Here is a 19,687-nt window from a genome sequence, read left to right as displayed (position 1 = left end):
GTCCTGCGGTCCTGCGGTCCTGCGTCAAGGGGCGATGTTGTGGTTCAGACGGAACAGGTTCGTGGGGTCGTACCGCCGCTTGACCGCCCTCAACCGGTCGTAGTTCTGCCGGTAGTTGGCCCCGACCCGGTCCTGGTCGTCCTGGTCCATGAAGTTGACGTACGCGCCCTCCATCGAGTGCGGCCGCAGCGCGTCGGCGAAACGGCGCACCCAGTCCCTGCTCGCCTCGCACTCGCCGCGCGTGGTGAGCGTGGGATTGAGGGCGGTCGAGAAGTCGGCGTCGCGGTAGGCGAACGCCGTCGCCTCCGGTGCCACCCGGTGGCAGGCGCCGTCGATGGGGAACACCACGGTCGCGCTCTGGATCGACGGGGTCGTGGCGCCGTACTCCATGTACGCGTCGACGGCCCCGTCCGGCAGCCCCTTGCTGAACGTGCCCTTCCAGTACTGGAAGAGCCCCGGGGGGAGCAGCTCGTCGAAGAGGGTGTTGATCACGGGGTACGGCATGCGTCCCACGTGCTGCCCGACGATCGGGCCCAGACGCGCGAGGCGGGCGCGGATCTCGTCGTCCTGCTCCTCGGGCCCGCTCCAGCAGGCCAGGACACCGCACAGGGGCCGGCCGTGCCACCGCTCGGGCAGGAAGGGGACCGGCGGCCCGAGTCCTACGACGAGAAGGGCGCCGAGTCGTTCGTCGGACTCGGCGATGAGTTCCCGGTATCGCCGCAGTACGTCGCCGTCCAGCGGGTAGAACGTCGGGCCGCCCAGGATGTCGGCCACCGGGTGCAGCCGGTAGGTGAAGGACGTGACGACTCCGAAGTTGCCGCCTCCGCCGCGCACCGCCCAGAAGAGGTCGGCGTTCTCGCCAGGCTGCTCCTCCCCGCAGGTCACGAAGGATCCGTCGGCCGTGACGACATCGGCCGAGAGGAGGTTGTCGCAGGCCAGCCCGCAGCGCCGGGCCAGATGCCCCATGCCGCCGCCGGTGGTCAGCCCGCCGATGCCGGTGGTCGACACCACTCCCCCGGTGGTGGCCAGGCCGAAGGCGTGCGTGGCGTGGTTGAAACCGGCCCACGTGCAGCCGCCCTCGGCCCGGGCCGTGCGGGTCGCGGGGTCGACCCGGATGCCGCGCATCCCCGAGAGGTCGAGTACGACGCCGCCGTCGCAGGTGCCGTAGCCGCAGACGCTGTGGCTGCCGCCGCGCACCGCCAGGAGCAGGTCCCGCTCCCGGGCGAAGTTCACGGTGGCGATGACGTCGCCCGCGTCGGCGGCCCGGACGACGACCGCGGGCCTCTTGTCGTGCATCGCGTTGTAGACCCTGCGCGCCTCGTCGTAGGCGGGCTCGCCGGGCTGGACGATGTCGCCGTGCACGGCTGCGCGCAGCTGCTCCGTGAGGGAGCCGTCCAGGGCTGGTGCGAAGGTGCTCACGGCCGCCACCGCCTTCCCGTCGTGTGAGGTTCGAGTTCAGCTCCGTATCTCTGTTGTAGGCGCGCGAGCGAACGGCGCTCATCGCCGGAACCGCCCATCGCGCCGGACGGGCGGCTGGGCAGAACGGCCCATGCGCGCTGTCACATCAGGCCGTGCGTGTACGCGTACGCCGTGGCGGCGGCCCGCGAGGACACGTCGGTCTTGGCGAAGATGTTGTTCAGGTGCCGGGCGACGGTGTGCTCGCTGATGGTGAGTTCGGCGGCGATGGCCCGGTTGGTCCTTCCGGCGGCGACCAGGCGGAGCACGTCGACTTCTCGTGCGGTGAGCGCGCCCGGAAGCCGGAGCAGGGCCGCCGCCCTGCGCGCGTCGGGCACCGCGCCCAGTGCCTCGAAGGCCGTGTGGGCGGCCCGCAGCTCCAGCCGCGCGCTCTCCTCGTCCCCGGCGGCCCTGTCCGCGGCGGCCAGGGTCATCCGGACCTGCGCGGCCTCGTACGGGACCCCGAGTTCGAGCCACAGCGCCAGCGCCCGGTGCAGCAGCGGCAGCGCGCGCCGCAGGTCGCGATCGGCGAAGGCGACGGCGCCGCCCGCCCACGCCGCGGTCGCGTGGAGCGGGGTGCGCTCGGACTGCCTCCGCCGCTGCCACGCGCGCGCCATCGCCGCCAGCTCGTCCGCCGCCGTACGGGCCTCGTCGAGCCGTCCCAGGGCGAGGGAGATCTCCACCTGGGCCGCGAACAGTCGACTCCGGCCGACGCTTCCCGGCCCCTGCCCGCCGCCTTCCGCCGTCGCCGCCAGGGCGACGCGCAGAGCGGCTTGCGAGGCGTCGGCCTTGCCCTGGGCGAGAAGCAGCAGAGCGAGGCCCGGCTGCGGGTCCCGGCCCAGTTCGTGAGCACGGGCGTACGAGGCCTCGGCGCCCCCCGGATCACCGCGCCGACGCTCGATCTCGCCCACCAGGTACACCGCCTCCGCGGCGATCCGCGCCTCGTACGGCAGCAACTCCTCGCAGGTCAGGGCCGCCTCGGTGACGGCCTGCGGCCAGAAGCCGCGCAGCTCCAGCACCTCCACCCGGTGTACGCGGCACAGCCCGCGGAAGTTGTTCTCCGCGGGCATGGTGGCGCACCAGGCCATGGCCGCGTCGGTCCATTCGGCGGCGCGTGAGAGGTCGGCGGAGGCCATGCACCGCTGAAGGCCGAGGCAGTAGATCCAGCCGGTGAAGAACGCGCTCAGCTCGCCCGCCGTGGCCGCGCACATCGCCTCGTCGAGCAGCCCGAGCCCCTCGGCGACCCGGCCCTCGGCCATCAGCACGCCCGCCTGGGCCTGCGTGCTCATGGCGAGGAGATCGGCGCTGCCGCAGCGTCGCGCGGTGTCCGCCATCCGGCGGGCGTGGTCCATGGCTTCGCCGAAGGCGCCGCGTGCCTGCGCCTCCTCCGCGTCGACCCAGGCGAGGTAGCACTGCTCGACGCATTCGGGCTCGCCGCCGAGCTGCTGCCGTGCGCGACGCAACCAGCCCGCGGACGCGGCGCCGCGTCCGGCCAGCTGGTGCTCGTAGAAGAGCATCCACGCGCAGTACCCGGCCCGCCGTGCGTCACCCCGCGCCGTGTAGCCGGCGTACGCCTTCGTCCGCGCCGCGACCGACTCGTCGACACGGCTGGTCCACCAGGCGGCGTCGGCGAGGGCGGCGAAGTCGTCGGCGTCGAGGAGGTCCGGCCCGATGCCGTGCAAGGTGTCGTAGACCTCGGCCCACGCCTCGCGCGAGACGGCCTCCCTGACCCGGTCGACGGCCGACCCGCGCCACCCACCGCTGCTCCGCTCACCCACGCACGGCTCCCTTCGCGAGCCTGCCCACCCCCACTCACCAGGATAGAAGCGCCGCCCCAGCCGGCACGGGCACGATGATGAGGCCCGGCTCAGCGATCAGTAGCGCCGCCTGTGGGTCGGGGACTATCGCTTCGTCTACACGATCGGCAACGGCGAACTGGTGATCTGGGTCGTGCGGACCGGACATCGCTCAATCGTTTACGAGACCTGATCGCCGTTGATCCCGCGTCAGAACATCGAGCGCCCATCAGCACGGAGACGGCGAAAGGGTCAGGCCTGCGACGTGCGAAAACGCCGTCCTGAAGGGTCCGTCCCAGCACGGGACAGACATCCCAAGGCCAGGGCAGTCAGTAGTGGTACCGAGCCGCAAGGATGACGATCTCCTTGTCCGTGACCAGGTAGACGAGGCGGTGCTCGTCGTCGATCCGCCGCGACCACGCCCCAGGCAGGTGGTACTTCAGCGACTCGGGCTTGCCGATCCCCGAGAAGGGGTCGCGCCTGACGTCCTCGATGAGCTTGTTGATCCGGGCGAGCACCTTGCGGTCGTTCTTGAGCCAGGACGTGTAGTCCTCCCAGCCCTGATCCTCAAAGACGAGCCTCACGCGGCACCCGCACCAGCGTCCGCCGAGTCGGGATCGATCAGTTCGCGCTCCGACACATTGATGTTGGCCAGGGCATTCTCGTACGCCTTGAGCAGCCGACGAGCGTTCGCCGGGGAGCGGAGCAGGTACGAGCCCTCGCGCAGCGCCGCGTAGTCCTCGGCCGAGACGAGCACGGCGTTGCCGTGCTTGGAGACGATCTCGATGGCCTCGTGGTTGTCGTTGACCTTCTTGATCAACGGAAAGAGAGCCTTGCGGGCTTCGCTCGCGGTTATGGACATGACCTGACCCCTTTCATCAAGTGGTACCTAATAACGTACCAGCCTTGGCACTTTCAGGCGGGGCGAGCAACTGATGGATGGTCAGCTATTCCAGCACCATCCCAGCACGGGAGAGCAAACAGGCGTTGTGTACACATGGGACACCCGGTACGCTTGGGCGCATGACACAGCCGCTACCCATAGAGTCCATCCGCGATGTCCGCGCGCACCTGGCTGAAGTCGTGGAGCGAGCCGACCGCGACGACGTGCCCACGGTTATCACTCGCCGAGGTAAGGAGGTCGCCGCCGTGGTGTCCATCGAGGTGCTGCGGAAGTACCAGGAATGGGAAGAGCGCGAGATCAACCGGATCATCGACGAGCGCATGGCCAGCCAGGCACCCGGCATCCCGATCGAGGACATCATGAGGGAGACGCTGGCGCGCGGTGAGTGAGTACCGCACCGTCTTCCGGCCGGAGGCCCAGGCCGAGCTCCGGAAGATCCCCCGGGACATGGCCCTCCGCATTCTCGCCAAACTGACGGAACTGGAGAGCGACCCTCTCGGCTTCAACACCACCGCACTCGTGTCCGAGCCGGAGCGCCGCCGCCTGCGAGTCGGGGACTACCGGGTCGTCTACACCATCGACAACGGAGAACTGGTGGTGTGGGTCGTGCACGTCGGACATCGCTCCACGGTTTACGACACCTGACCTCGCTGACCTCACGTCAGAATATCCAGCACCCATCCAGCACGGGCATGACGAAGGGGTCGGCTCCCGGAGGAGGCGGGCCCTTCTGACCTACATGTTTGCCGAGTGAGCGACGTGGTGTTGATTCACCCGCTCAGACGTTGAAGCGGAACGTGCACTACAAAGCTCCCACCTGCGGAAACACCGTTCTGGGGCGCTCAAGTCAGCACAGAATCAGCACCCTGGCGCGTGTTCCTCGTCCACCGACGGAGGCCGAACCTCCAGGATCGTCGCCGTCCCGCCGGCCACCGCGGTCTCGTGCAGCGTGATCCGGTCGCCCGGGGCGAGGTGCCTCCACCGCGCCGCGGTCAGGGGCAGGAGCCGCACCGGAGCCCGAGCGCCGGGCGCGAGGTCACCAGCGAACTCGACCCACAGCCGAGCGATGTCCAGTTCACTCGCTCCGTCGTCCCTCCGGTTGCCGATGTCCCACATCGGCCGCAGCACCCCTGCTCCAGGAATCGACGTACGCCGGAACGTCTCACCAGCCGGTCGGAGCACGAGTTCGGCCCGGATGACGCCCACTCGCGCCTCGACCCCCCGCCACCGGCACCACTCCCGGCTCCGTTCGAGCCCCAGCATCCCGGCCGCACGCTCCAGCTCCTCCCAGAAACCCGACGGCGCCGACCACTCGTCACCCAGCTCTTCCAGCAGGTCGAGCGCGACCTCCCACTCGTCGTGCGCGAGGTACTCCCAGACATCGGACACCGTGACGTCCTTCTCGGTGGCTGCCCCTTCGGGCACCAGCAGCGAGGCGGCCTCAAGTATCCCGACGACATCCATGCGCCGATTATGGATCAGCAGCACAACGCCCCCTCTTGGCGGCCGCAATCGCTAGGGTTGGCTCATGACCGCACTGCCCGACTGGATGCGCCCGCCGCGCGCGGAAGGCTGGTTCGCGGAGGACCTCGACCGCCTCCCCGAGGCACCCCGCCACACCGAGCTGATCGATGGAGCCCTCGTCTTCATGGTGTCGCCCCAGAGGTGGTGGCACGGCCACCTCGTCACCATGCTCACCGTCGCACTCATGGAGCAGGTTCCCGCCGACACCAGAGTCGGCCGCGAGATGACCATCAAGCTCGACCCGCGCAACCGTCCCGAACCGGACCTGCTGGTGACGACGGCCGATTTCGACGGCGACCGTACCTGGTTCGCACCGGAGGACGTCCAGCTCGTCATCGAGGTCGTCTCCCCGGAGTCCGCCCATCGCGATCGCACAGTAAAACTCCGCAAGTACGCAGAGGCCGGCATCCCGCACTACTGGTGCATCGAGGACGAGGACGGGGCACCCGTCGTCCACGTCTACGAGCTCGACGAACCCACTGGCGCATACGCGCCCGCCGGGATCTTCCGGGGCACCCTCCAGCGCCCGGTGCCCTTCGAGGTCACCCTGGACCTCGACAAGCTCACGCCGCCCCGAAGCAGCTGAAAAGTCAGCACCAAGTCAGCACGGGAATGCAGAAGGGGTCGGACCCTGACGGGTCCGACCCCTTCTGACCTGCACGTTTGACGAAACCAACTAACATGCAGTAACGAGACAACTACACATTGAAGCGGAACTCCACCACGTCGCCGTCCTGCATGACGTAGTCCTTGCCCTCCATGCGGGCCTTGCCCTTCGCGCGGGCTTCGGCGACCGAGCCGCAGGCGACCAGGTCCGCGAAGGAGATGACCTCGGCCTTGATGAAGCCGCGCTGGAAGTCGGTGTGGATGACGCCGGCCGCCTCGGGGGCCGTGGCGCCCTTCTTGATGGTCCAGGCGCGGGTTTCCTTCGGGCCGGCCGTCAGGTACGTCTGGAGGCCGAGGGTGGTGAAGCCGACGCGGCCGAGGGTGGCGAGGCCGGGCTCCTCCTGGCCGACCGACTGGAGGAGTTCGAGGGCTTCCTCGTCGTCCAGCTCCGACAGGTCCTGCTCCAGCTTCGCGTTCAGGAAGATGGCCTCGGCGGGGGCGACCAGGGCGGACTGCTCCGCCTTGAAGGCGTCGTCCGTCAGCTCGTCCTCGTCCACGTTGAAGACGTAGAGGAACGGCTTCGTGGTGAGCAGGTGGAGTTCGTGGAGGAGGTCGCCCTGCTCCGTGCCCTTGGTGATGCCGTGCGAGAAGAGGGTGTCGCCCGCTTCGAGGAGCTTCTGCGCCTTCTCGACCGCCGCCAGGACGGCGACCTTGTCCTTCTGGAGGCGGGCCTCCTTCGTCAGGCGCGGCACCGCCTTCTCGATGGACTGGAGGTCGGCGAGGATCAGCTCGGTGTTGATCGTCTCGATGTCGTCCTTGGGCGAGACCTTGCCGTCGACGTGGACGACGTTCTCGTCCTTGAAGGCGCGGATGACCTGGCAGATGGCGTCGGACTCGCGGATGTTGGCGAGGAACTTGTTGCCGAGGCCCTCACCCTCCGACGCGCCGCGCACGATGCCCGCGATGTCGACGAAGTCGACCGTCGCCGGGAGGATCTTCTGCGAGTTGAAGATGCCCGCCAGGACGGCCAGGCGCGGGTCGGGGACGCCGACGACGCCGACGTTCGGCTCGATGGTGGCGAACGGGTAGTTGGCCGCCAGCACGTCGTTCTTGGTCAGGGCGTTGAACAGGGTCGACTTGCCGACATTCGGCAGGCCGACGATTCCGATCGTGAGCGACACGTTGGCGACTTCCCGTAGCTGGAGGGGCGGCGGCCCGGAGGTGGGCCATCGGACAGTTTACTTTCCGTTGAGTGGCGGTGGATGTACGCGTGTCCAGGCGCCCCTACGGGAGGGTCCCCGCCTAGTTTGGTGGGGTGGAGCAATACAGGATGCGTTCGGCAGGTCACCCTCAGGCGCTACGGCGCCAGGTCACGGGCGGGGGCGGCGGCGTACCCGCACAGGGGCGGCGGCCGCGGCCGCGCCCCCGACCCCCGCTGGCCCGCCGGATGCCCCGCCCGCGGCTGACCGGGCTCGGCGGCGGACTGTTCGCCTGCGCCGCGATGCTGCTGGTCGCCGGGATCTGCTGGCTGCTCTTCGGCTCCTCCCTCTTCGCGTACGGGCTGCTCTTCCTGCCCGTCGCCGCCGCGACCGCCCTGTGGGTGCGCCCCGCCGACCTGGTCACCGCGCCGGTCTCCGCACCCATCGCCTTCGCCGCCGGGGTGTGGCCGGTGTCCGGCGGCTCCGGCGGCTTCGGCGGTGAGCTCATGGGGGTCGTGTCCGCGCTCTCCCTGCACGCCGGCTGGCTGTACGCGGGCACCGTGATCGCCGCGCTGATCGCCCTCGTACGCAAGGCCGCGCTGATCGGCAGGCGCCGGCTGCCCCCGCGACGGACGGCGGCCTGACCAGGGCCGAGCAGGGCCAGCCGGGCCTGAGCAGGGCCAGCCGGGCCTAACCCCGGTTCCCCCGCGCCGCCATCGCCGCGCCCACGATCCCGGCGCCGTTCTCCAGCTCCGCCGGGACGATCTCCGCGCGGACGCCCTCGATCAGCGGCAGGAACCTCTCCGGCTTGCGGCTGACGCCGCCGCCGATGATGAACAGGTCCGGGGAGAAGAGCATCTCCACGTGCGCGAGGTACTTCTGCAGGCGGCGCGCCCAGCGCTCCCAGCTGAGGTCGCCGTCCTCCTTGGCCTTCACCGACGCCCGCGTCTCCGCGTCGTGGCCCTTCAGCTCCAGATGGCCCAGCTCCGTGTTGGGGACCAGCCGCCCGTCCGTGAACAGGGCGCTGCCGATGCCGGTGCCGAGCGTGAGCAGGATGACCGTGCCGCCGTGCCCGCGCCCCGCGCCGTACGTCATTTCCGCGATCCCCGCGGCGTCCGCGTCGTTGAGGACCGTGACCGGCCTGCCGTCCAGCCGGGCGGAGAGCAGCGCCGCGGCGTCGAGGCCCACCCAGCCCCGGTCGACGTTGGCGGCCGTGCGCGTGATGCCGTTGGTGACCACGCCCGGGAAGGTGACCCCGACCGGCCCCGACCAGGAGAAGGCGCTGACGACCTCCGCGACGCGGTCGGCCACCCCCTCGGGGGTGGCCGGCTGCGGTGTCAGTACTTTGTGTCGCTCCTGGGCCAGTTCGCCACGGTCCAGGTCCACGGGTGCGCCCTTGATCCCGGAACCGCCGATGTCCACGCCGAAGATCTGCATGGACATACGGTACGAAACGAGTTACTTGTCGGCGACCAGTTCGGCGGCTTCCGCACGCAGGTCGCGGCGCAGCTCCTTCGGCAGCGAGAAGATGATCGACTCCTCGGCGGTCTTGACCAGCTCGACGTCCGCGTAACCGCGTACCGCCAGCCACTCCAGGACCTCCTCGACCAGCACCTCCGGCACCGAGGCACCCGAGGTCAGGCCGACCGTGGTGACGCCCTCCAGCCAGGCCTCGTCGATCTCGCTCGCGAAGTCGACGAGGTACGCGGCGCGCGCGCCGGCGTCCAGAGCGACCTCGACCAGCCGGATGGAGTTCGAGGAGTTCTTCGACCCGACGACGATGACCAGGTCGGAGTCCGCGCCCATCACCTTGACCGCGGCCTGGCGGTTGGAGGTGGCGTAGCAGATGTCGTCGCTCGGCGGCGAGACCAGCAGCGGGAACTTGGTCTTCAGCGCGTCGACCGTCTCCATCGTCTCGTCGACCGAGAGGGTGGTCTGCGACAGCCAGACGACCTTCGACTCGTCGCGCACCTCGACGTTGGCGACGTCGTCCGGACCGTCCACGATGGTGATGTGGTCCGGTGCCTCGCCGGAGGTGCCGATGACCTCCTCGTGGCCCTCGTGGCCGATGAGGAGGATGTCGAAGTCCTCGTTCGCGTACCGGATCGCTTCCTTGTGCACCTTGGTGACCAGCGGGCAGGTCGCGTCGATCGTCGCGAGCTTGCCGCGCGCCGCCTCCTCGTGGACCACCGGCGCCACGCCGTGCGCGGAGAACATCACGATGGAGCCCTCCGGCACCTCCTCCGTCCGCTCGACGAAGATCGCGCCCTTCTTCTCCAGCGTCTGGACGACGTACTTGTTGTGCACGATCTCGTGGCGGACGTAGACCGGCGCGCCGTACTGCTCGAGGGCCTTCTCGACAGCGATCACGGCTCGGTCCACGCCCGCGCAGTAGCCGCGGGGGGCGGCGAGCAGGACGCGGCGGGATGCGGGAGCAGGGGCGGGAGCAGTCATGGGCTCCATCGTACGGGGGTCTCCAGGAGGCCGGACGTCGCCCGTTCGGCAGAAACTTGGTCGAATGTCCGTCCCGGCGATCCCCCGGAGGAACGATGGCGTCCGCCACGGATTCCCCTACGGCCGCGCCCCCGGCACTGCGGCGCACCCTCGGCTTCCGGGACCTGGTCGTCTACGGTCTCCTCTTCATCGCGCCCATGGCCCCGGTCGGAGTCTTCGGCACCCTCGACGCGAAGTCGCACGGCGCGGTCGCCCTCGTCTACCTCGTCGCGACCGTCGCGATGGCCTTCACGGCCTTCTCGTACGCGCAGATGGTGCGGGTGGCCCCGCAGGCCGGCTCGGTGTTCACCTATGCCCGCAAGGGGCTGGGCGAGGGGCCGGGGCTGATCGCCGGGTGGATGGCGATGCTCGACTACCTGCTGATCCCGGCGGTGGCGTACCTGTTCTCCGGGATCGCGATGAACGCCCTGGTGCCGGAGGTCTCGCGGTGGGTGTGGACGGCGCTGGCCGTCGTGGTCACCACCGCGCTGAACCTGTGGGGCGTACGGGCCGCCGCGCGCGTGGGCTTCGCCGTGCTGGCCATGGAGATCCTGGTCCTGCTGGTCTTCCTGACCGCCGCCGTGGCCGTCCTGCTGCGGGGCGGGGCCCAGCGGGGCTGGCTCTCGCCGCTGACCGGCGACGGCTCGCTCAGCTTCTCGACGGCCGCCGTGCTGGGCGCGGTGTCGGTCGCGGTCCTGTCGTACCTGGGCTTCGACGCCATCGCCTCCTTCGCCGAGGAGGTGACGGGCGGCAGCGCGAAGGTGGCCCGCGCGGTGCTGTTCTGCCTGGCGCTGGCGGGGGTGCTGTTCATCGCCCAGACCTACCTGGTGGCGCTGCTGACCCCGGTCTCCTCGGCGGAGCTGGCGGCGGACCCGGCGCTGCGGGGTCCCGCCTTCTACACCTCCGTCGAGGCGTCGGTGGGGCCCTGGCTGCACGACCTGGTGGCGGTGAGCAAGGCGATCGGGGCGGCCTTCGCGGCGCTGGCCGGGCAGGCCGCGGCCGGACGGCTGGTGTTCGCGATGGCCCGGGAGCGGCGTTTGCCGCGGGCGCTCGCGCGCACCTCGGACGGCACGCCGCGGCCCGCGCTGCTGGTGGCGGCCGCCATCACGCTGATCGCGGCGGTGTGGGCGGCCCGGCGCGACGACGGGCTGGACCACCTGGTCTCGGTCGTGGACGTCGGTGCGCTGGTGGCCTTCACGCTGCTGCACGCCTCGGTGGTCGGCTGGTTCGTGGTCAGGCGGGAAGGGGGCGTCCCGGTGTGGTGGAAGCACCTGCTGGTCCCGGTGCTGGGGGCCGCGGTGACCGTCGCCGTGATCGTGGAAGCTTCGTGGACGGCTCAGGTGGTGGGCGCGGTGTGGCTGGTGGTGGGACTGGGCGTGCTGTTCGCCCAGCGCGGGCGGCGCGGCGGGGGCAACGGCCCCGGCGGCGGCCCGGACGGGAGCCCGGACGCCGGCGCGGACGGTGGCCCGGACCGCCGGTCGGGCGCCGACACCGGCGCCGCGGCCTGAGACGCTGTCAGCCCGGCCGGTTAGCCTGCGTGCATGGGTCTCAATACGTCCGCGGACGCGCCGCTGCCGGTCGGCCAGGTCTCCCGGCTCATCGGGGGCTGGATCGAGCGGCTCGGCCAGGTGTGGGTGGAAGGGCAGATCACGCAGCTCTCCCGGCGGCCGGGGGCGGGGGTGGTCTTCCTGACGCTGCGCGACCCTTCGCACGACATCTCCGTCAGCGTGACCTGCTTCCGCCAGGTCTTCGAGGAGGTCGCGGACGTGGTGTCGGAGGGCGCGCGGGTCGTCGTACTGGCCAAGCCGGAGTGGTACGCGCCGCGCGGGCAGCTGTCCCTGCGGGTCACGGAGATCCGGCCGGTCGGCATCGGCGAGCTGCTGGCCCGGCTGGAGCGGCTCAAGCGGTCCCTGGCCTCCGAGGGGCTGTTCGCGCTGGACCGCAAGAAGCCGCTGCCCTTCCTGCCGCAGCTGATCGGGCTGGTGGTGGGGCGGGCCTCGGCGGCCGAGCGCGACGTACTGGAGAACGCCCGGCGCCGCTGGCCGGCGGTCCGCTTCGAGGTGCGCAACGTCGCCGTCCAGGGGATACACGCCGTGCCGCAGGTGATCCAGGCGGTCAAGGAGCTGGATGCCCTCGACGAGGTCGACGTGATCATCGTGGCGCGCGGCGGCGGCAGCGTGGAGGACCTGCTGCCCTTCTCCGACGAGGAGGTCGTACGGACGGTCGCGGCCGCCCGTACTCCGGTGGTCTCGGCGATCGGGCACGAGCCGGACTCCCCGCTGCTGGACCTGGTCGCTGACCTGCGGGCCTCCACGCCCACGGACGCGGCGAAGAAGGTCGTCCCGGACGTCGGCGAGGAGCTGGAGCGGGTGAGCCAGTTGCAGGGCCGGGGGCTGCGGGCACTGCGCGGGATGCTCGACCGGGAGGAGCGGGGGCTCGCGCACGCCCTCGCGCGGCCGGTGTTCGTCCATCCCCAGCGGATGGTGGAGACGAGAGAGGCCGAGCTGGACGCACTGCTGGCGCGCAGCCGGCGCACGCTCGGGCACCTCCTGGACCGGGCGGACTCGGAGCTGACGCACACCCGCGCCCGGGTGCTGGCGCTGTCCCCCGCGGCGACGCTGGAGCGCGGGTACGCGGTGCTCCAGCGGGCCGACGGGCACGTGGTGCGGGCGCCGGAGGAGGTCGCGCCGGGTGATGTGCTGCGGGCGCGCGTGGCGGCGGGCACGTTCTCCGTGGAGGTCGCCGAGGCCGCCGCTGTCGCCGAGGTCGCCGCCGAGTGAACCGGACGAAGGTGACACACTCCGGCAGCACATTCGATGGAGACGACGTTCAAGGTGAGGATGGGGAATGACTGAAACCGATACGGCGCTGGGGTACGAGCAGGCCCGCGACGAACTCGTCGAGGTCGTGCGCAAGCTGGAAGCCGGTGGAACCTCGCTGGAGGAGTCGCTCGCGCTCTGGGAGCGCGGCGAGGAGCTGGCGAAGGTGTGCCGGCACTGGCTGGAGGGGGCCCGCGCCCGGCTGGATTCGGCGCTGGCCGCCCGGGACGCGGCGGCCGGCGAGGGCGAGGGCGGCCGCGGGGAGTGATCCGGCTCACCCGCTCACCAGTTTAGTTGAAATTTCATCTACTTTCGTTCTAGAGTCGGAGACGTCGCGCTTCACCTCCGTACAGAAGAAGGCTTTCCGATGTCTCTCGTTCTCGACGCCGCCGCTCAGGACCTGCTGTTCCGCGAGGCCCGCACCGCCAACACGTTCTCCGACGAGCCGGTGACCGACGAGCAGGTCCAGGCCATCTACGACCTGGTGAAGTTCGGCCCCACCGCCTTCAACCAGACGCCGCTGCGCATCACCCTGGTCCGCTCCCCCGAGGCCCGCGAGCGCCTCGTGAAGCACTTGGCCGAGGGCAACCAGGCCAAGACCGCCGCCGCCCCGCTGGTCGCGATCCTGTCCGCGGACAACGAGTTCCACGAGGAGCTCCCGACGCTGCTGCCGCACTGGCCGCAGGTCAAGGACATGTTCTTCTCCGAGCGCCCGGTCCGCGAGCACTCCGCCCTGGTCAACGCCGCGCTCCAGGCCGCCTACTTCATCGTCGGTGTCCGCGCCGCCGGCCTGGCCGCCGGCCCGATGACCGGTCTGGACTTCGCCGGCCTCCAGAAGGAGTTCCTGGACGCCGACCACACCCCGCTGATGGTCGTCAACATCGGCAAGCCGGGCGAGGACGCCTGGTTCCCGCGCTCCCCGCGCCTGGACTTCGACCAGGTCATCACCACCGTCTGAGCCCGCGCGGCCGGACACGCGAAGCACCGCCGCCCGCCCGGAACCCCGGGGCGGGCGGCGGTGTTTCGCGCTCTAGGTCTCTAGGTCTCTAGGTCTCCAGGTCTCGGCGTCTTCAGGGTGGCCAGTCAGGAGGCGGTCCTGTCTCCATGGTGATGATCTGGAAGAACCCCCAGGCCATGAACGCCACGATGCAGAGGATGAAAATGCCGGCGACGATCAGGGCGGGCTTCGAGATTCCCTTGGCGCGCACGACCGCGCCGGTGGTGTGGTTGTCGACCCGGGCGACCCGGAACGTGCCGGACTTCATCTTGCCGTGGGCCCGAACCCAGTCGCCTTCGCCGAGTGCGCCCTCGAAGGTCAGTCCGCGCATCTCGACGGGTACGAGCGCCACCCGGCGTCCCGCGTCGTCGTAACGCTCCAGACGGAAGGTCCACACCGACTCGTAATCCGACTGCCCGCGCTGCTCCGCGCGTGTCTGGAGGCCGCGGACCTGTCCCTCCACCGTCTCGCCCGGCCGCACGACCGTCCTGGGCGGCGGCTCCTCCCGGCGTGGGGGGTGGTCGGGGCGTCGGGGCACGCGGGCCGGATCCGCACTGCCGGGGAGCGGGCTCCCGCAGTCCGAACAGAACTGGGCGTCGGGCAGGGCTTGCGCCCCGCACTGCCCGCACGTTGCCCTGAGGTCACCCATGGCTGCCGCCTGCCCCGCCCGAGGCCCCCCTTGGGTCGTTTGGCCGGTTCCGCACCATTTTGTTCGCCGGGCGAGCGCCCCGCGCGGGCAGCGTCGGGGCCCGGGATCGGGGAGCCGCGGGCCTACGGCACGTCCGCGCCCTGCTTGAACTCCAGCGCCGCCGCCATCGCCGTGAGCTGCTCGAAGGACGCCGTCCCGGTCACCACCGTGACGTATCCCCGCTCCTGCCGCACGAGCGCGTCGTACTTCTCCCCGTCCCAGCGCTCCCAGGTGCGGTCGCCGACCTGCTGCGTCTGCCCGGTGGCCTTGGCCTGCTGGGTCACCTTGCCGATGTACTTGGCCGAGGTGTCGGTGGACTGCTCCACCCCCACGTACTGCCGCTGCGGATCGAGGAAGCCCAGGTGCCAGGAGGCACCGTTCTGGCGCTCGTACGTCACCGAGGTCGCTCGCCACTCCTGCGGCAGCCCCACGGGCGCCGCCACCGGATACGGCGCCGCGCGCCGGGCCGTGAGCGTCTCCACCCGGTAGTCGACCGTGCGCGTCGGATCGGCCTTCTCGTCATGTGGGACGAAGATGTAGATCCCCGCGACGACGACGCCGATCACCGCCAGCGATCGGACCATGTCCCAGACCGTCTGCTTGCCCTTCATACCTGCCACGGCACCATCGTCCCGCATGGCCGGGGGCGATCACCGCCGGGGTGGGCGTGGCGGCCCCCGCCAGGGACGCCCGGGGGCCGCAAGACGTCCGCTCAGGCCAATCCGCTGACCGATAATCCGCTCATACGTGACCCGCTCTGCTCAATTTGTCGACGTACCGATAGAGTTCCAGCACCCTCACTCCCGGCCGTCGCCGTACAGAAAGGTGCGCTCCGATGACCGAGCACAACCTGCCGCCCCAGCTCGAAGTCTCTCCCGAAGCCCCCGACCGCAACCTCGCCCTGGAACTCGTCCGGGTCACCGAGGCCGCCGCCATGGCCGCGGGCCGGTGGGTCGGGCGCGGCGACAAGATCGGCGCGGACGGTGCCGCGGTCAACGCGATGCGGACCCTGATCTCCACCGTCTCGATGAACGGCGTCGTCGTCATCGGCGAGGGGGAGAAGGACGAGGCCCCGATGCTCTTCAACGGCGAGCGCGTCGGTGACGGCACCGGTCCCGAGGTCGACATCGCCGTGGACCCGATCGACGGCACGACCCTGAACGCCAAGGGCATGCCGAACGCCATCGCCGTCCTGGCCGCCGCCGACCGCGGCACCATGTTCGACCCGTCCGCGGTCTTCTACATGGACAAGCTCGTCACCGGCCCCGAGGCCGCCGACTTCGTCGACATCAACGCCCCCGTCTCGGTCAACATCCGCCGGGTCGCCAAGGCCAAGAACATGGCCGTCGAAGACGTCACGGTGATCATCCTGGACCGTCCCCGCCACGAGGGCATCGTCAAGGAGATCCGCGAGACCGGCGCCCGGATCAAGTTCATCTCGGACGGCGACGTCGCCGGCTCGGTCATGGCGGTCCGCGAGGGCACCGGCGTGGACCTGCTCCTGGGCATCGGCGGCACCCCCGAGGGCATCATCTCGGCCTGCGCCATAAAGTGCCTCGGCGGCACGATCCAGGGCAAGCTGTGGCCGAAGGACGACGCCGAGCGCCAGCGCGCGCTGGACGCCGGTCACGACCTCGACCGCGTCCTGATGACGGACGACCTGGTGTCGGGCGAGAACGTCTTCTTCGTCGCGACCGGCATCACGGACGGCGAGCTGCTGCGCGGTGTCCACTACCGCTCGGAGACCGCGACCACGTCCTCGCTGGTCATGCGCTCGAAGTCCGGCACCATCCGGCAGATCGACTCCACCCACCGCCTGGCGAAGCTGCGCGCGTACAGCGCGATCGACTTCGACCGCGCGCAGTAGGAGACGGCCGCCGGAAGGCGGAACGGCGTGAAGGGGCGGTCCTGCGTGCGGCAGGCCGCCCCTTCACGTATGCCTCGCCCCTCACGCGTGCCACGCGCACGCGATGCTGCGACGGCAGGGCACGGCACGGCGCGCCGGCCGGGCGGACCTCAGCCCGCCGCGGCGATCGGGCCCGGCGCCCCGGCGCCCGGGAGCAGCTCGGCGGCCCGCCGCCTGCGCCGGCCCAGTACGACCCGCCGCTCGGCGGCGGTGAGTCCGCCCCAGACGCCGTAGGGCTCGGGCTGGAGCAGCGCGTGCTCCCGGCAGGCCACCATCACCGGGCAGCGGGCGCAGACGCGCTTGGCGGCCTCCTCGCGGGCGATGCGGGCCGCGGTGGGCTCCTTGGACGGCGCGAAGAAGAGCCCCGCCTCGTCCCTGCGGCACACTGCCTCCGCGTGCCACGGGCCGTCCTCTTCCCTGGCCGGCACCCGCGGCTTCGGCACGGCGGCCGGGCGCGTCTGAAGACTCTGGACGGCGGCTGCCTGCAGGGACTGATGCGGCGGAAGCGGCACGGTCTACTCCTGACGACGTGTACGCGGCGAGCGAGTGACGACGCACCAGTCCCTACCCGCTGTGCGTGTCCCTATGCACCGTGTGCCGCGGGGGGCCGGAGGTTCGTCCGAAACACGCCGTCAGCGGAACGCCGTCAGCAGCACGCCTTCGGCAGCACGCCGTCAGCCGTCGAGGCGCTTGCGGAGCTTGTGGGCCAGGTCCACCAGGCGGGCGCCGAGCTTGGGCCGGGCCTCGATGTTGCCCAGCAGGGAGAAGCCGCGCACGATCACCACCGGTGCCTGCGGATCGCTCTCGCCGCGGCTCTGGCCGCGCACCTCGAAGTTGCCGAGGACGCCACTGCCGTAGCCGCGCAGGGTGACGTTCTCCGGTACCAGGACCTCGACGTTGCCCAGGACGCAGGTCACGTTGATCTCGGTGACCTGCTGCTCGAAGACCGCCTCGGTGAGGTCGATGGTGATATCGCCCATGACGGAGACGGCCCGGGTGTGCGCGCTGGGGCGCCAGCGGCCCTTGCGGGCGGAGCTGCTGCACACGGCGACCACGTTCTCGGCGGTCCCGGGGGCGGCGGCGACGGCAGCCGGGTGCGGGGCGGCCGTCCCCGGGGCGGCCGGGAGGTCGCGTACGAGTACGTCCAGCTCCCCCACCGTCTTGAAGGCGTAGAGGGAGTCCAGGCGCTCGGAGTGCTCCTCGGCGGTCAGCCGGCCTTCGGCGAGGGCGTCGGAGAGGATCTGTGCGATCCGGTCCCGGTCGGCGTCGGAGGCGCGCAGCTCGGCGGGGGCGGCGGCCGCGGGAGCGGCAGGGGCGGCGGGGTGCTTTTCCAAGTCCACGCGGGCCAGCATAGCGAGACACGATAGATCGCGATACTGCTGGGTGAGCCTTACCTCACAGACACAGCGCGCGGAAGAGGTCCTACGCTGGTTAACCGCGCTGCCAATTGGTCGCCAGCGCCGTCTGCCGAGTGAGGAATGACTGCCGTCATGCCAGAGTTTGCGTACACCGACCTGCTGCCCCTGGGCGAGGACGCCACCCCCTACCGACTGGTGACCTCGGAGGGCGTCTCGACGTTCGAGGCCGACGGCCGTACGTTCCTCAAGGTCGAGCCCGAGGCGCTGCGCAAGCTCGCCGAAGAGGCCATCCACGACATCCAGCACTTCCTGCGCCCCGCGCACCTCGCCCAGCTGCGCCGCATCATCGACGACCCCGAGGCGAGCGCGAACGACAAGTTCGTCGCCCTCGACCTCCTGAAGAACGCGAACATCGCGGCGGCCGGCGTCCTGCCGATGTGCCAGGACACGGGCACCGCGATCGTCATGGGCAAGCGCGGCCAGAACGTCCTGACGGACGGCGGGGACGAGGCGGCCCTCTCGCGCGGCATCTACGACGCGTACACGCGGCTGAACCTGCGCTACTCGCAGATGGCCCCCCTCACCATGTGGGAGGAGAAGAACACCGGCTCGAACCTGCCCGCGCAGATCGAGCTGTACGCCACCGACGGCGGCGCGTACAAGTTCCTCTTCATGGCCAAGGGCGGCGGCTCGGCCAACAAGTCCTTCCTCTACCAGGAGACGAAGGCGGTCCTCAACGAGGCCTCCATGATGAAGTTCCTGGAGGAGAAGATCCGTTCGCTGGGTACGGCGGCCTGCCCGCCCTACCACCTGGCGATCGTGGTCGGCGGCACCTCGGCCGAGCACGCGCTCAAGACCGCCAAGTACGCCTCCGCCCACTACCTGGACGAGCTGCCGACGGAGGGCTCGGCCCTGGGCCACGGCTTCCGCGACCTCGATCTCGAACAGCAGGTCTTCGAACTGACCCAGAAGATCGGCATCGGCGCGCAGTTCGGCGGCAAGTACTTCTGCCACGACGTGCGGGTCGTGCGCCTGCCGCGCCACGGCGCCTCGCTGCCCATCGCGATCGCCGTGTCCTGCTCGGCCGACCGCCAGGCCACCGCGAAGATCACCGCCGAGGGCGTCTTCCTGGAGCAGTTGGAGACGGACCCGGCGCGCTTCCTCCCCGAGACCACGGATTCGCACCTCGACTCGTCCGCGGACGTCGTCTCCATCGACCTCAACCAGCCGATGGACGACATCCTCGCCACCCTCACCAAGCACCCGGTGAAGACCCGCCTGTCCCTGACCGGCCCGCTGGTCGTGGCGCGCGACATCGCGCACGCCAAGATCAAGGAGCGGCTGGACGCGGGCGAGGGCATGCCGCAGTACCTGAAGGACCACCCGGTCTACTACGCCGGCCCCGCGAAGACCCCCGAGGGCTACGCCTCCGGCTCCTTCGGCCCGACCACGGCCGGCCGCATGGACTCGTACGTCGAGCAGTTCCAGGCGGAGGGCGGCTCGAAGGTCATGCTGGCCAAGGGCAACCGCTCGCAGCAGGTGACCGACGCGTGCGGCACGCACGGCGGCTTCTACCTCGGCTCGATCGGCGGCCCGGCGGCGCGGCTCGCGCAGGACTGCATCAAGAAGGTCGAGGTCCTGGAGTACGAGGAGCTCGGCATGGAGGCGGTCTGGAAGATCGAGGTCGAGGACTTCCCGGCCTTCATCGTGGTGGACGACAAGGGCAACGACTTCTTCGTCGACCCGGCCCCGGAGCCGACGTTCACCCACATCCCGGTCCGCGGCCCGGGCCTGGCGTAGCGGGTCGAGTCCGCCGCGTCGGACCGACCCTCGGGAACGGGGCCGGGGGCTCCGTCCGTAGTGTGGAAGGTTGAGGGCCTCTCACCCGTTCGGGGGAGAGGCCCTCACCGCATGTCCGACTCTCGGGAGATGGCAGGCGGCT

22 protein-coding genes and 2 pseudogenes are annotated in these 19,687 nt (G+C 70.6%); 11 read left to right on the top strand and 13 right to left on the bottom strand.

What is annotated here, in order from left to right; genetic code table 11:
- Positions 1–24: 24 nt before the first annotated feature.
- Together ACWDYJ_RS05515 and ACWDYJ_RS05510 are read right to left on the bottom strand one after the other, a co-directional pair.
- On the bottom strand, positions 25–1,419 hold the full coding sequence (locus ACWDYJ_RS05515) for an FAD-binding oxidoreductase (protein ID WP_451564159.1): 1,395 nt from the start codon (positions 1,417–1,419) through the stop codon (positions 25–27).
- A 140-nt stretch (positions 1,420–1,559) separates the two neighbouring features.
- Complete coding sequence (locus ACWDYJ_RS05510) at positions 1,560–3,233, bottom strand: LuxR C-terminal-related transcriptional regulator (RefSeq protein ID WP_451564158.1); 1,674 nt, start codon at positions 3,231–3,233, stop codon at positions 1,560–1,562.
- Between the two features lie 103 nt (positions 3,234–3,336).
- Here ACWDYJ_RS05510 and ACWDYJ_RS05505 point away from each other — a divergent pair.
- Positions 3,337–3,444 (top strand): annotated as a pseudogene (locus tag ACWDYJ_RS05505) (type II toxin-antitoxin system RelE family toxin); the annotation flags it as partial.
- Positions 3,445–3,580: 136 nt separating this feature from the next.
- Here ACWDYJ_RS05505 and ACWDYJ_RS05500 read toward each other — a convergent pair.
- The gene (locus tag ACWDYJ_RS05500; protein WP_451564157.1) at positions 3,581–3,835 is read right to left on the bottom strand and encodes a Txe/YoeB family addiction module toxin; all 255 of its coding nucleotides are present in this window, start codon (positions 3,833–3,835) and stop codon (positions 3,581–3,583) included.
- The gene (locus ACWDYJ_RS05495) at positions 3,832–4,113 is read right to left on the bottom strand and encodes a type II toxin-antitoxin system Phd/YefM family antitoxin (protein ID WP_451564156.1); all 282 of its coding nucleotides are present in this window, start codon (positions 4,111–4,113) and stop codon (positions 3,832–3,834) included. The genes ACWDYJ_RS05500 and ACWDYJ_RS05495 overlap by 4 nt, the downstream gene beginning before the upstream one ends.
- Before the next feature lie 161 nt (positions 4,114–4,274).
- Here ACWDYJ_RS05495 and ACWDYJ_RS05490 point away from each other — a divergent pair, with 161 nt between their 5' ends.
- Together ACWDYJ_RS05490 and ACWDYJ_RS05485 are read left to right on the top strand one after the other, a co-directional pair.
- Positions 4,275–4,544 carry a type II toxin-antitoxin system Phd/YefM family antitoxin gene (locus ACWDYJ_RS05490; RefSeq protein ID WP_451564155.1) on the top strand — a complete coding sequence of 90 codons (270 nt, stop codon included), beginning with the start codon at positions 4,275–4,277 and terminating at the stop codon, positions 4,542–4,544.
- Positions 4,537–4,800 carry a type II toxin-antitoxin system RelE family toxin gene (locus ACWDYJ_RS05485; RefSeq protein ID WP_451564154.1) on the top strand — a complete coding sequence of 88 codons (264 nt, stop codon included), beginning with the start codon at positions 4,537–4,539 and terminating at the stop codon, positions 4,798–4,800. Before ACWDYJ_RS05490 ends, ACWDYJ_RS05485 begins: the two co-directional genes overlap by 8 nt.
- Before the next feature lie 213 nt (positions 4,801–5,013).
- On the opposite strand, the gene ACWDYJ_RS05480 is transcribed toward ACWDYJ_RS05485, so the two are convergent.
- Positions 5,014–5,619 carry a hypothetical protein gene (locus ACWDYJ_RS05480; RefSeq protein ID WP_451564153.1) on the bottom strand — a complete coding sequence of 202 codons (606 nt, stop codon included), beginning with the start codon at positions 5,617–5,619 and terminating at the stop codon, positions 5,014–5,016.
- Between the two features lie 64 nt (positions 5,620–5,683).
- On the opposite strand from ACWDYJ_RS05480, the gene ACWDYJ_RS05475 reads away from it, so the two are divergent.
- A complete protein-coding gene (locus ACWDYJ_RS05475) occupies positions 5,684–6,265 on the top strand; it encodes a Uma2 family endonuclease (RefSeq protein WP_451564152.1) in 582 nt (193 codons plus the stop codon).
- Between the two features lie 112 nt (positions 6,266–6,377).
- Here the strand turns inward: ACWDYJ_RS05475 and ychF are convergent, their stop codons facing one another.
- Positions 6,378–7,466, bottom strand: coding sequence for a redox-regulated ATPase YchF (ychF, locus tag ACWDYJ_RS05470; protein WP_451564151.1), 1,089 nt, complete (start codon positions 7,464–7,466; stop codon positions 6,378–6,380).
- Positions 7,467–7,732: 266 nt separating this feature from the next.
- Between ychF and ACWDYJ_RS05465 the strand changes: the two genes are divergently transcribed.
- Entirely contained in the window at positions 7,733–8,128 is a 396-nt protein-coding gene (locus ACWDYJ_RS05465; RefSeq protein WP_451564150.1) for a DUF6542 domain-containing protein, read from the top strand.
- 46 nt (positions 8,129–8,174) lie between these two features.
- Here the strand turns inward: ACWDYJ_RS05465 and ppgK are convergent, their stop codons facing one another.
- Together ppgK and ACWDYJ_RS05455 are read right to left on the bottom strand one after the other, a co-directional pair.
- Positions 8,175–8,921, bottom strand: coding sequence for a polyphosphate--glucose phosphotransferase (ppgK, locus tag ACWDYJ_RS05460; RefSeq protein WP_451564149.1), 747 nt, complete (start codon positions 8,919–8,921; stop codon positions 8,175–8,177).
- A gap of 21 nt (positions 8,922–8,942) precedes the next feature.
- Positions 8,943–9,947: a 4-hydroxy-3-methylbut-2-enyl diphosphate reductase gene (locus tag ACWDYJ_RS05455; RefSeq protein ID WP_451564148.1), complete on the bottom strand. Its 1,005-nt coding sequence runs from the start codon at positions 9,945–9,947 to the stop codon at positions 8,943–8,945.
- An 86-nt stretch (positions 9,948–10,033) separates the two neighbouring features.
- Between ACWDYJ_RS05455 and ACWDYJ_RS05450 the strand changes: the two genes are divergently transcribed.
- The 4 genes from ACWDYJ_RS05450 to ACWDYJ_RS05435 all read left to right on the top strand — a co-directional run bounded on the left by ACWDYJ_RS05450 (position 10,034) and on the right by ACWDYJ_RS05435 (position 13,754).
- Complete coding sequence (locus ACWDYJ_RS05450) at positions 10,034–11,485, top strand: APC family permease (RefSeq protein ID WP_451564147.1); 1,452 nt, start codon at positions 10,034–10,036, stop codon at positions 11,483–11,485.
- A gap of 33 nt (positions 11,486–11,518) precedes the next feature.
- Positions 11,519–12,757: an exodeoxyribonuclease VII large subunit gene (gene xseA, locus ACWDYJ_RS05445; RefSeq protein WP_451564146.1), complete on the top strand. Its 1,239-nt coding sequence runs from the start codon at positions 11,519–11,521 to the stop codon at positions 12,755–12,757.
- 67 nt (positions 12,758–12,824) lie between these two features.
- Positions 12,825–13,064, top strand: a complete 240-nt coding sequence (locus ACWDYJ_RS05440) for an exodeoxyribonuclease VII small subunit (protein ID WP_451564145.1) — start codon at positions 12,825–12,827, stop codon at positions 13,062–13,064.
- A gap of 99 nt (positions 13,065–13,163) precedes the next feature.
- On the top strand, positions 13,164–13,754 hold the full coding sequence (locus ACWDYJ_RS05435; protein WP_451564144.1) for a malonic semialdehyde reductase: 591 nt from the start codon (positions 13,164–13,166) through the stop codon (positions 13,752–13,754).
- A 112-nt stretch (positions 13,755–13,866) separates the two neighbouring features.
- Here ACWDYJ_RS05435 and ACWDYJ_RS05430 read toward each other — a convergent pair whose 3' ends face one another.
- From ACWDYJ_RS05430 to ACWDYJ_RS05420, 3 genes and pseudogenes are all read right to left on the bottom strand, one after another.
- Positions 13,867–14,331, bottom strand: a complete 465-nt coding sequence (locus tag ACWDYJ_RS05430; RefSeq protein WP_451564207.1) for a hypothetical protein — start codon at positions 14,329–14,331, stop codon at positions 13,867–13,869.
- Positions 14,332–14,361: 30 nt separating this feature from the next.
- Positions 14,362–14,442, bottom strand: a pseudogene (locus tag ACWDYJ_RS05425) (zinc-ribbon domain-containing protein); the annotation flags it as partial.
- Positions 14,443–14,564: 122 nt separating this feature from the next.
- On the bottom strand, positions 14,565–15,092 hold the full coding sequence (locus ACWDYJ_RS05420) for a DUF4245 domain-containing protein (protein ID WP_451564205.1): 528 nt from the start codon (positions 15,090–15,092) through the stop codon (positions 14,565–14,567).
- A gap of 224 nt (positions 15,093–15,316) precedes the next feature.
- Here ACWDYJ_RS05420 and glpX point away from each other — a divergent pair, with 224 nt between their 5' ends.
- Positions 15,317–16,348 carry a class II fructose-bisphosphatase gene (glpX, locus tag ACWDYJ_RS05415; protein ID WP_451564143.1) on the top strand — a complete coding sequence of 344 codons (1,032 nt, stop codon included), beginning with the start codon at positions 15,317–15,319 and terminating at the stop codon, positions 16,346–16,348.
- A gap of 149 nt (positions 16,349–16,497) precedes the next feature.
- On the opposite strand, the gene ACWDYJ_RS05410 is transcribed toward glpX, so the two are convergent.
- Both ACWDYJ_RS05410 and ACWDYJ_RS05405 read right to left on the bottom strand, forming a co-directional pair.
- On the bottom strand, positions 16,498–16,899 hold the full coding sequence (locus ACWDYJ_RS05410) for a WhiB family transcriptional regulator (RefSeq protein WP_451564142.1): 402 nt from the start codon (positions 16,897–16,899) through the stop codon (positions 16,498–16,500).
- A 162-nt stretch (positions 16,900–17,061) separates the two neighbouring features.
- Positions 17,062–17,727, bottom strand: a complete 666-nt coding sequence (locus ACWDYJ_RS05405) for a DUF1707 SHOCT-like domain-containing protein (RefSeq protein WP_451564141.1) — start codon at positions 17,725–17,727, stop codon at positions 17,062–17,064.
- A 150-nt stretch (positions 17,728–17,877) separates the two neighbouring features.
- On the opposite strand from ACWDYJ_RS05405, the gene ACWDYJ_RS05400 reads away from it, so the two are divergent.
- The gene (locus ACWDYJ_RS05400) at positions 17,878–19,545 is read left to right on the top strand and encodes a fumarate hydratase (protein ID WP_451564140.1); all 1,668 of its coding nucleotides are present in this window, start codon (positions 17,878–17,880) and stop codon (positions 19,543–19,545) included.
- The last annotated feature ends 142 nt before the right edge of the window (positions 19,546–19,687 follow it).

Source organism: Streptomyces sp. NPDC003042, from assembly GCF_053591315.1.
Note: the sequence above shows the minus strand (reverse complement) of the source record. Positions and strands in the feature narration are given on the sequence as shown.

Excerpts from the sequence above, each read along its gene's own strand:
- ACWDYJ_RS05495 (WP_451564156.1), bottom strand. The coding sequence starts at position 4,113 with ATGTCCATAACCGCGAGCGAAGCCCGCAAGGCTCTCTTTCCGTTGATC.
- ACWDYJ_RS05490 (WP_451564155.1), top strand. The coding sequence starts at position 4,275 with ATGACACAGCCGCTACCCATAGAGTCCATCCGCGATGTCCGCGCGCAC.
- ACWDYJ_RS05480 (WP_451564153.1), bottom strand. The coding sequence starts at position 5,619 with ATGGATGTCGTCGGGATACTTGAGGCCGCCTCGCTGCTGGTGCCCGAA.
- ACWDYJ_RS05475 (WP_451564152.1), top strand. The coding sequence starts at position 5,684 with ATGACCGCACTGCCCGACTGGATGCGCCCGCCGCGCGCGGAAGGCTGG.
- ACWDYJ_RS05465 (WP_451564150.1), top strand. The coding sequence starts at position 7,733 with ATGCCCCGCCCGCGGCTGACCGGGCTCGGCGGCGGACTGTTCGCCTGC.
- ppgK (WP_451564149.1), bottom strand. The coding sequence starts at position 8,921 with ATGCAGATCTTCGGCGTGGACATCGGCGGTTCCGGGATCAAGGGCGCA.
- ACWDYJ_RS05455 (WP_451564148.1), bottom strand. The coding sequence starts at position 9,947 with ATGGAGCCCATGACTGCTCCCGCCCCTGCTCCCGCATCCCGCCGCGTC.
- ACWDYJ_RS05450 (WP_451564147.1), top strand. The coding sequence starts at position 10,034 with ATGGCGTCCGCCACGGATTCCCCTACGGCCGCGCCCCCGGCACTGCGG.
- xseA (WP_451564146.1), top strand. The coding sequence starts at position 11,519 with ATGGGTCTCAATACGTCCGCGGACGCGCCGCTGCCGGTCGGCCAGGTC.
- ACWDYJ_RS05440 (WP_451564145.1), top strand. The coding sequence starts at position 12,825 with ATGACTGAAACCGATACGGCGCTGGGGTACGAGCAGGCCCGCGACGAA.
- ACWDYJ_RS05435 (WP_451564144.1), top strand. The coding sequence starts at position 13,164 with ATGTCTCTCGTTCTCGACGCCGCCGCTCAGGACCTGCTGTTCCGCGAG.
- ACWDYJ_RS05420 (WP_451564205.1), bottom strand. The coding sequence starts at position 15,092 with ATGAAGGGCAAGCAGACGGTCTGGGACATGGTCCGATCGCTGGCGGTG.
- glpX (WP_451564143.1), top strand. The coding sequence starts at position 15,317 with ATGACCGAGCACAACCTGCCGCCCCAGCTCGAAGTCTCTCCCGAAGCC.
- ACWDYJ_RS05400 (WP_451564140.1), top strand. The coding sequence starts at position 17,878 with ATGCCAGAGTTTGCGTACACCGACCTGCTGCCCCTGGGCGAGGACGCC.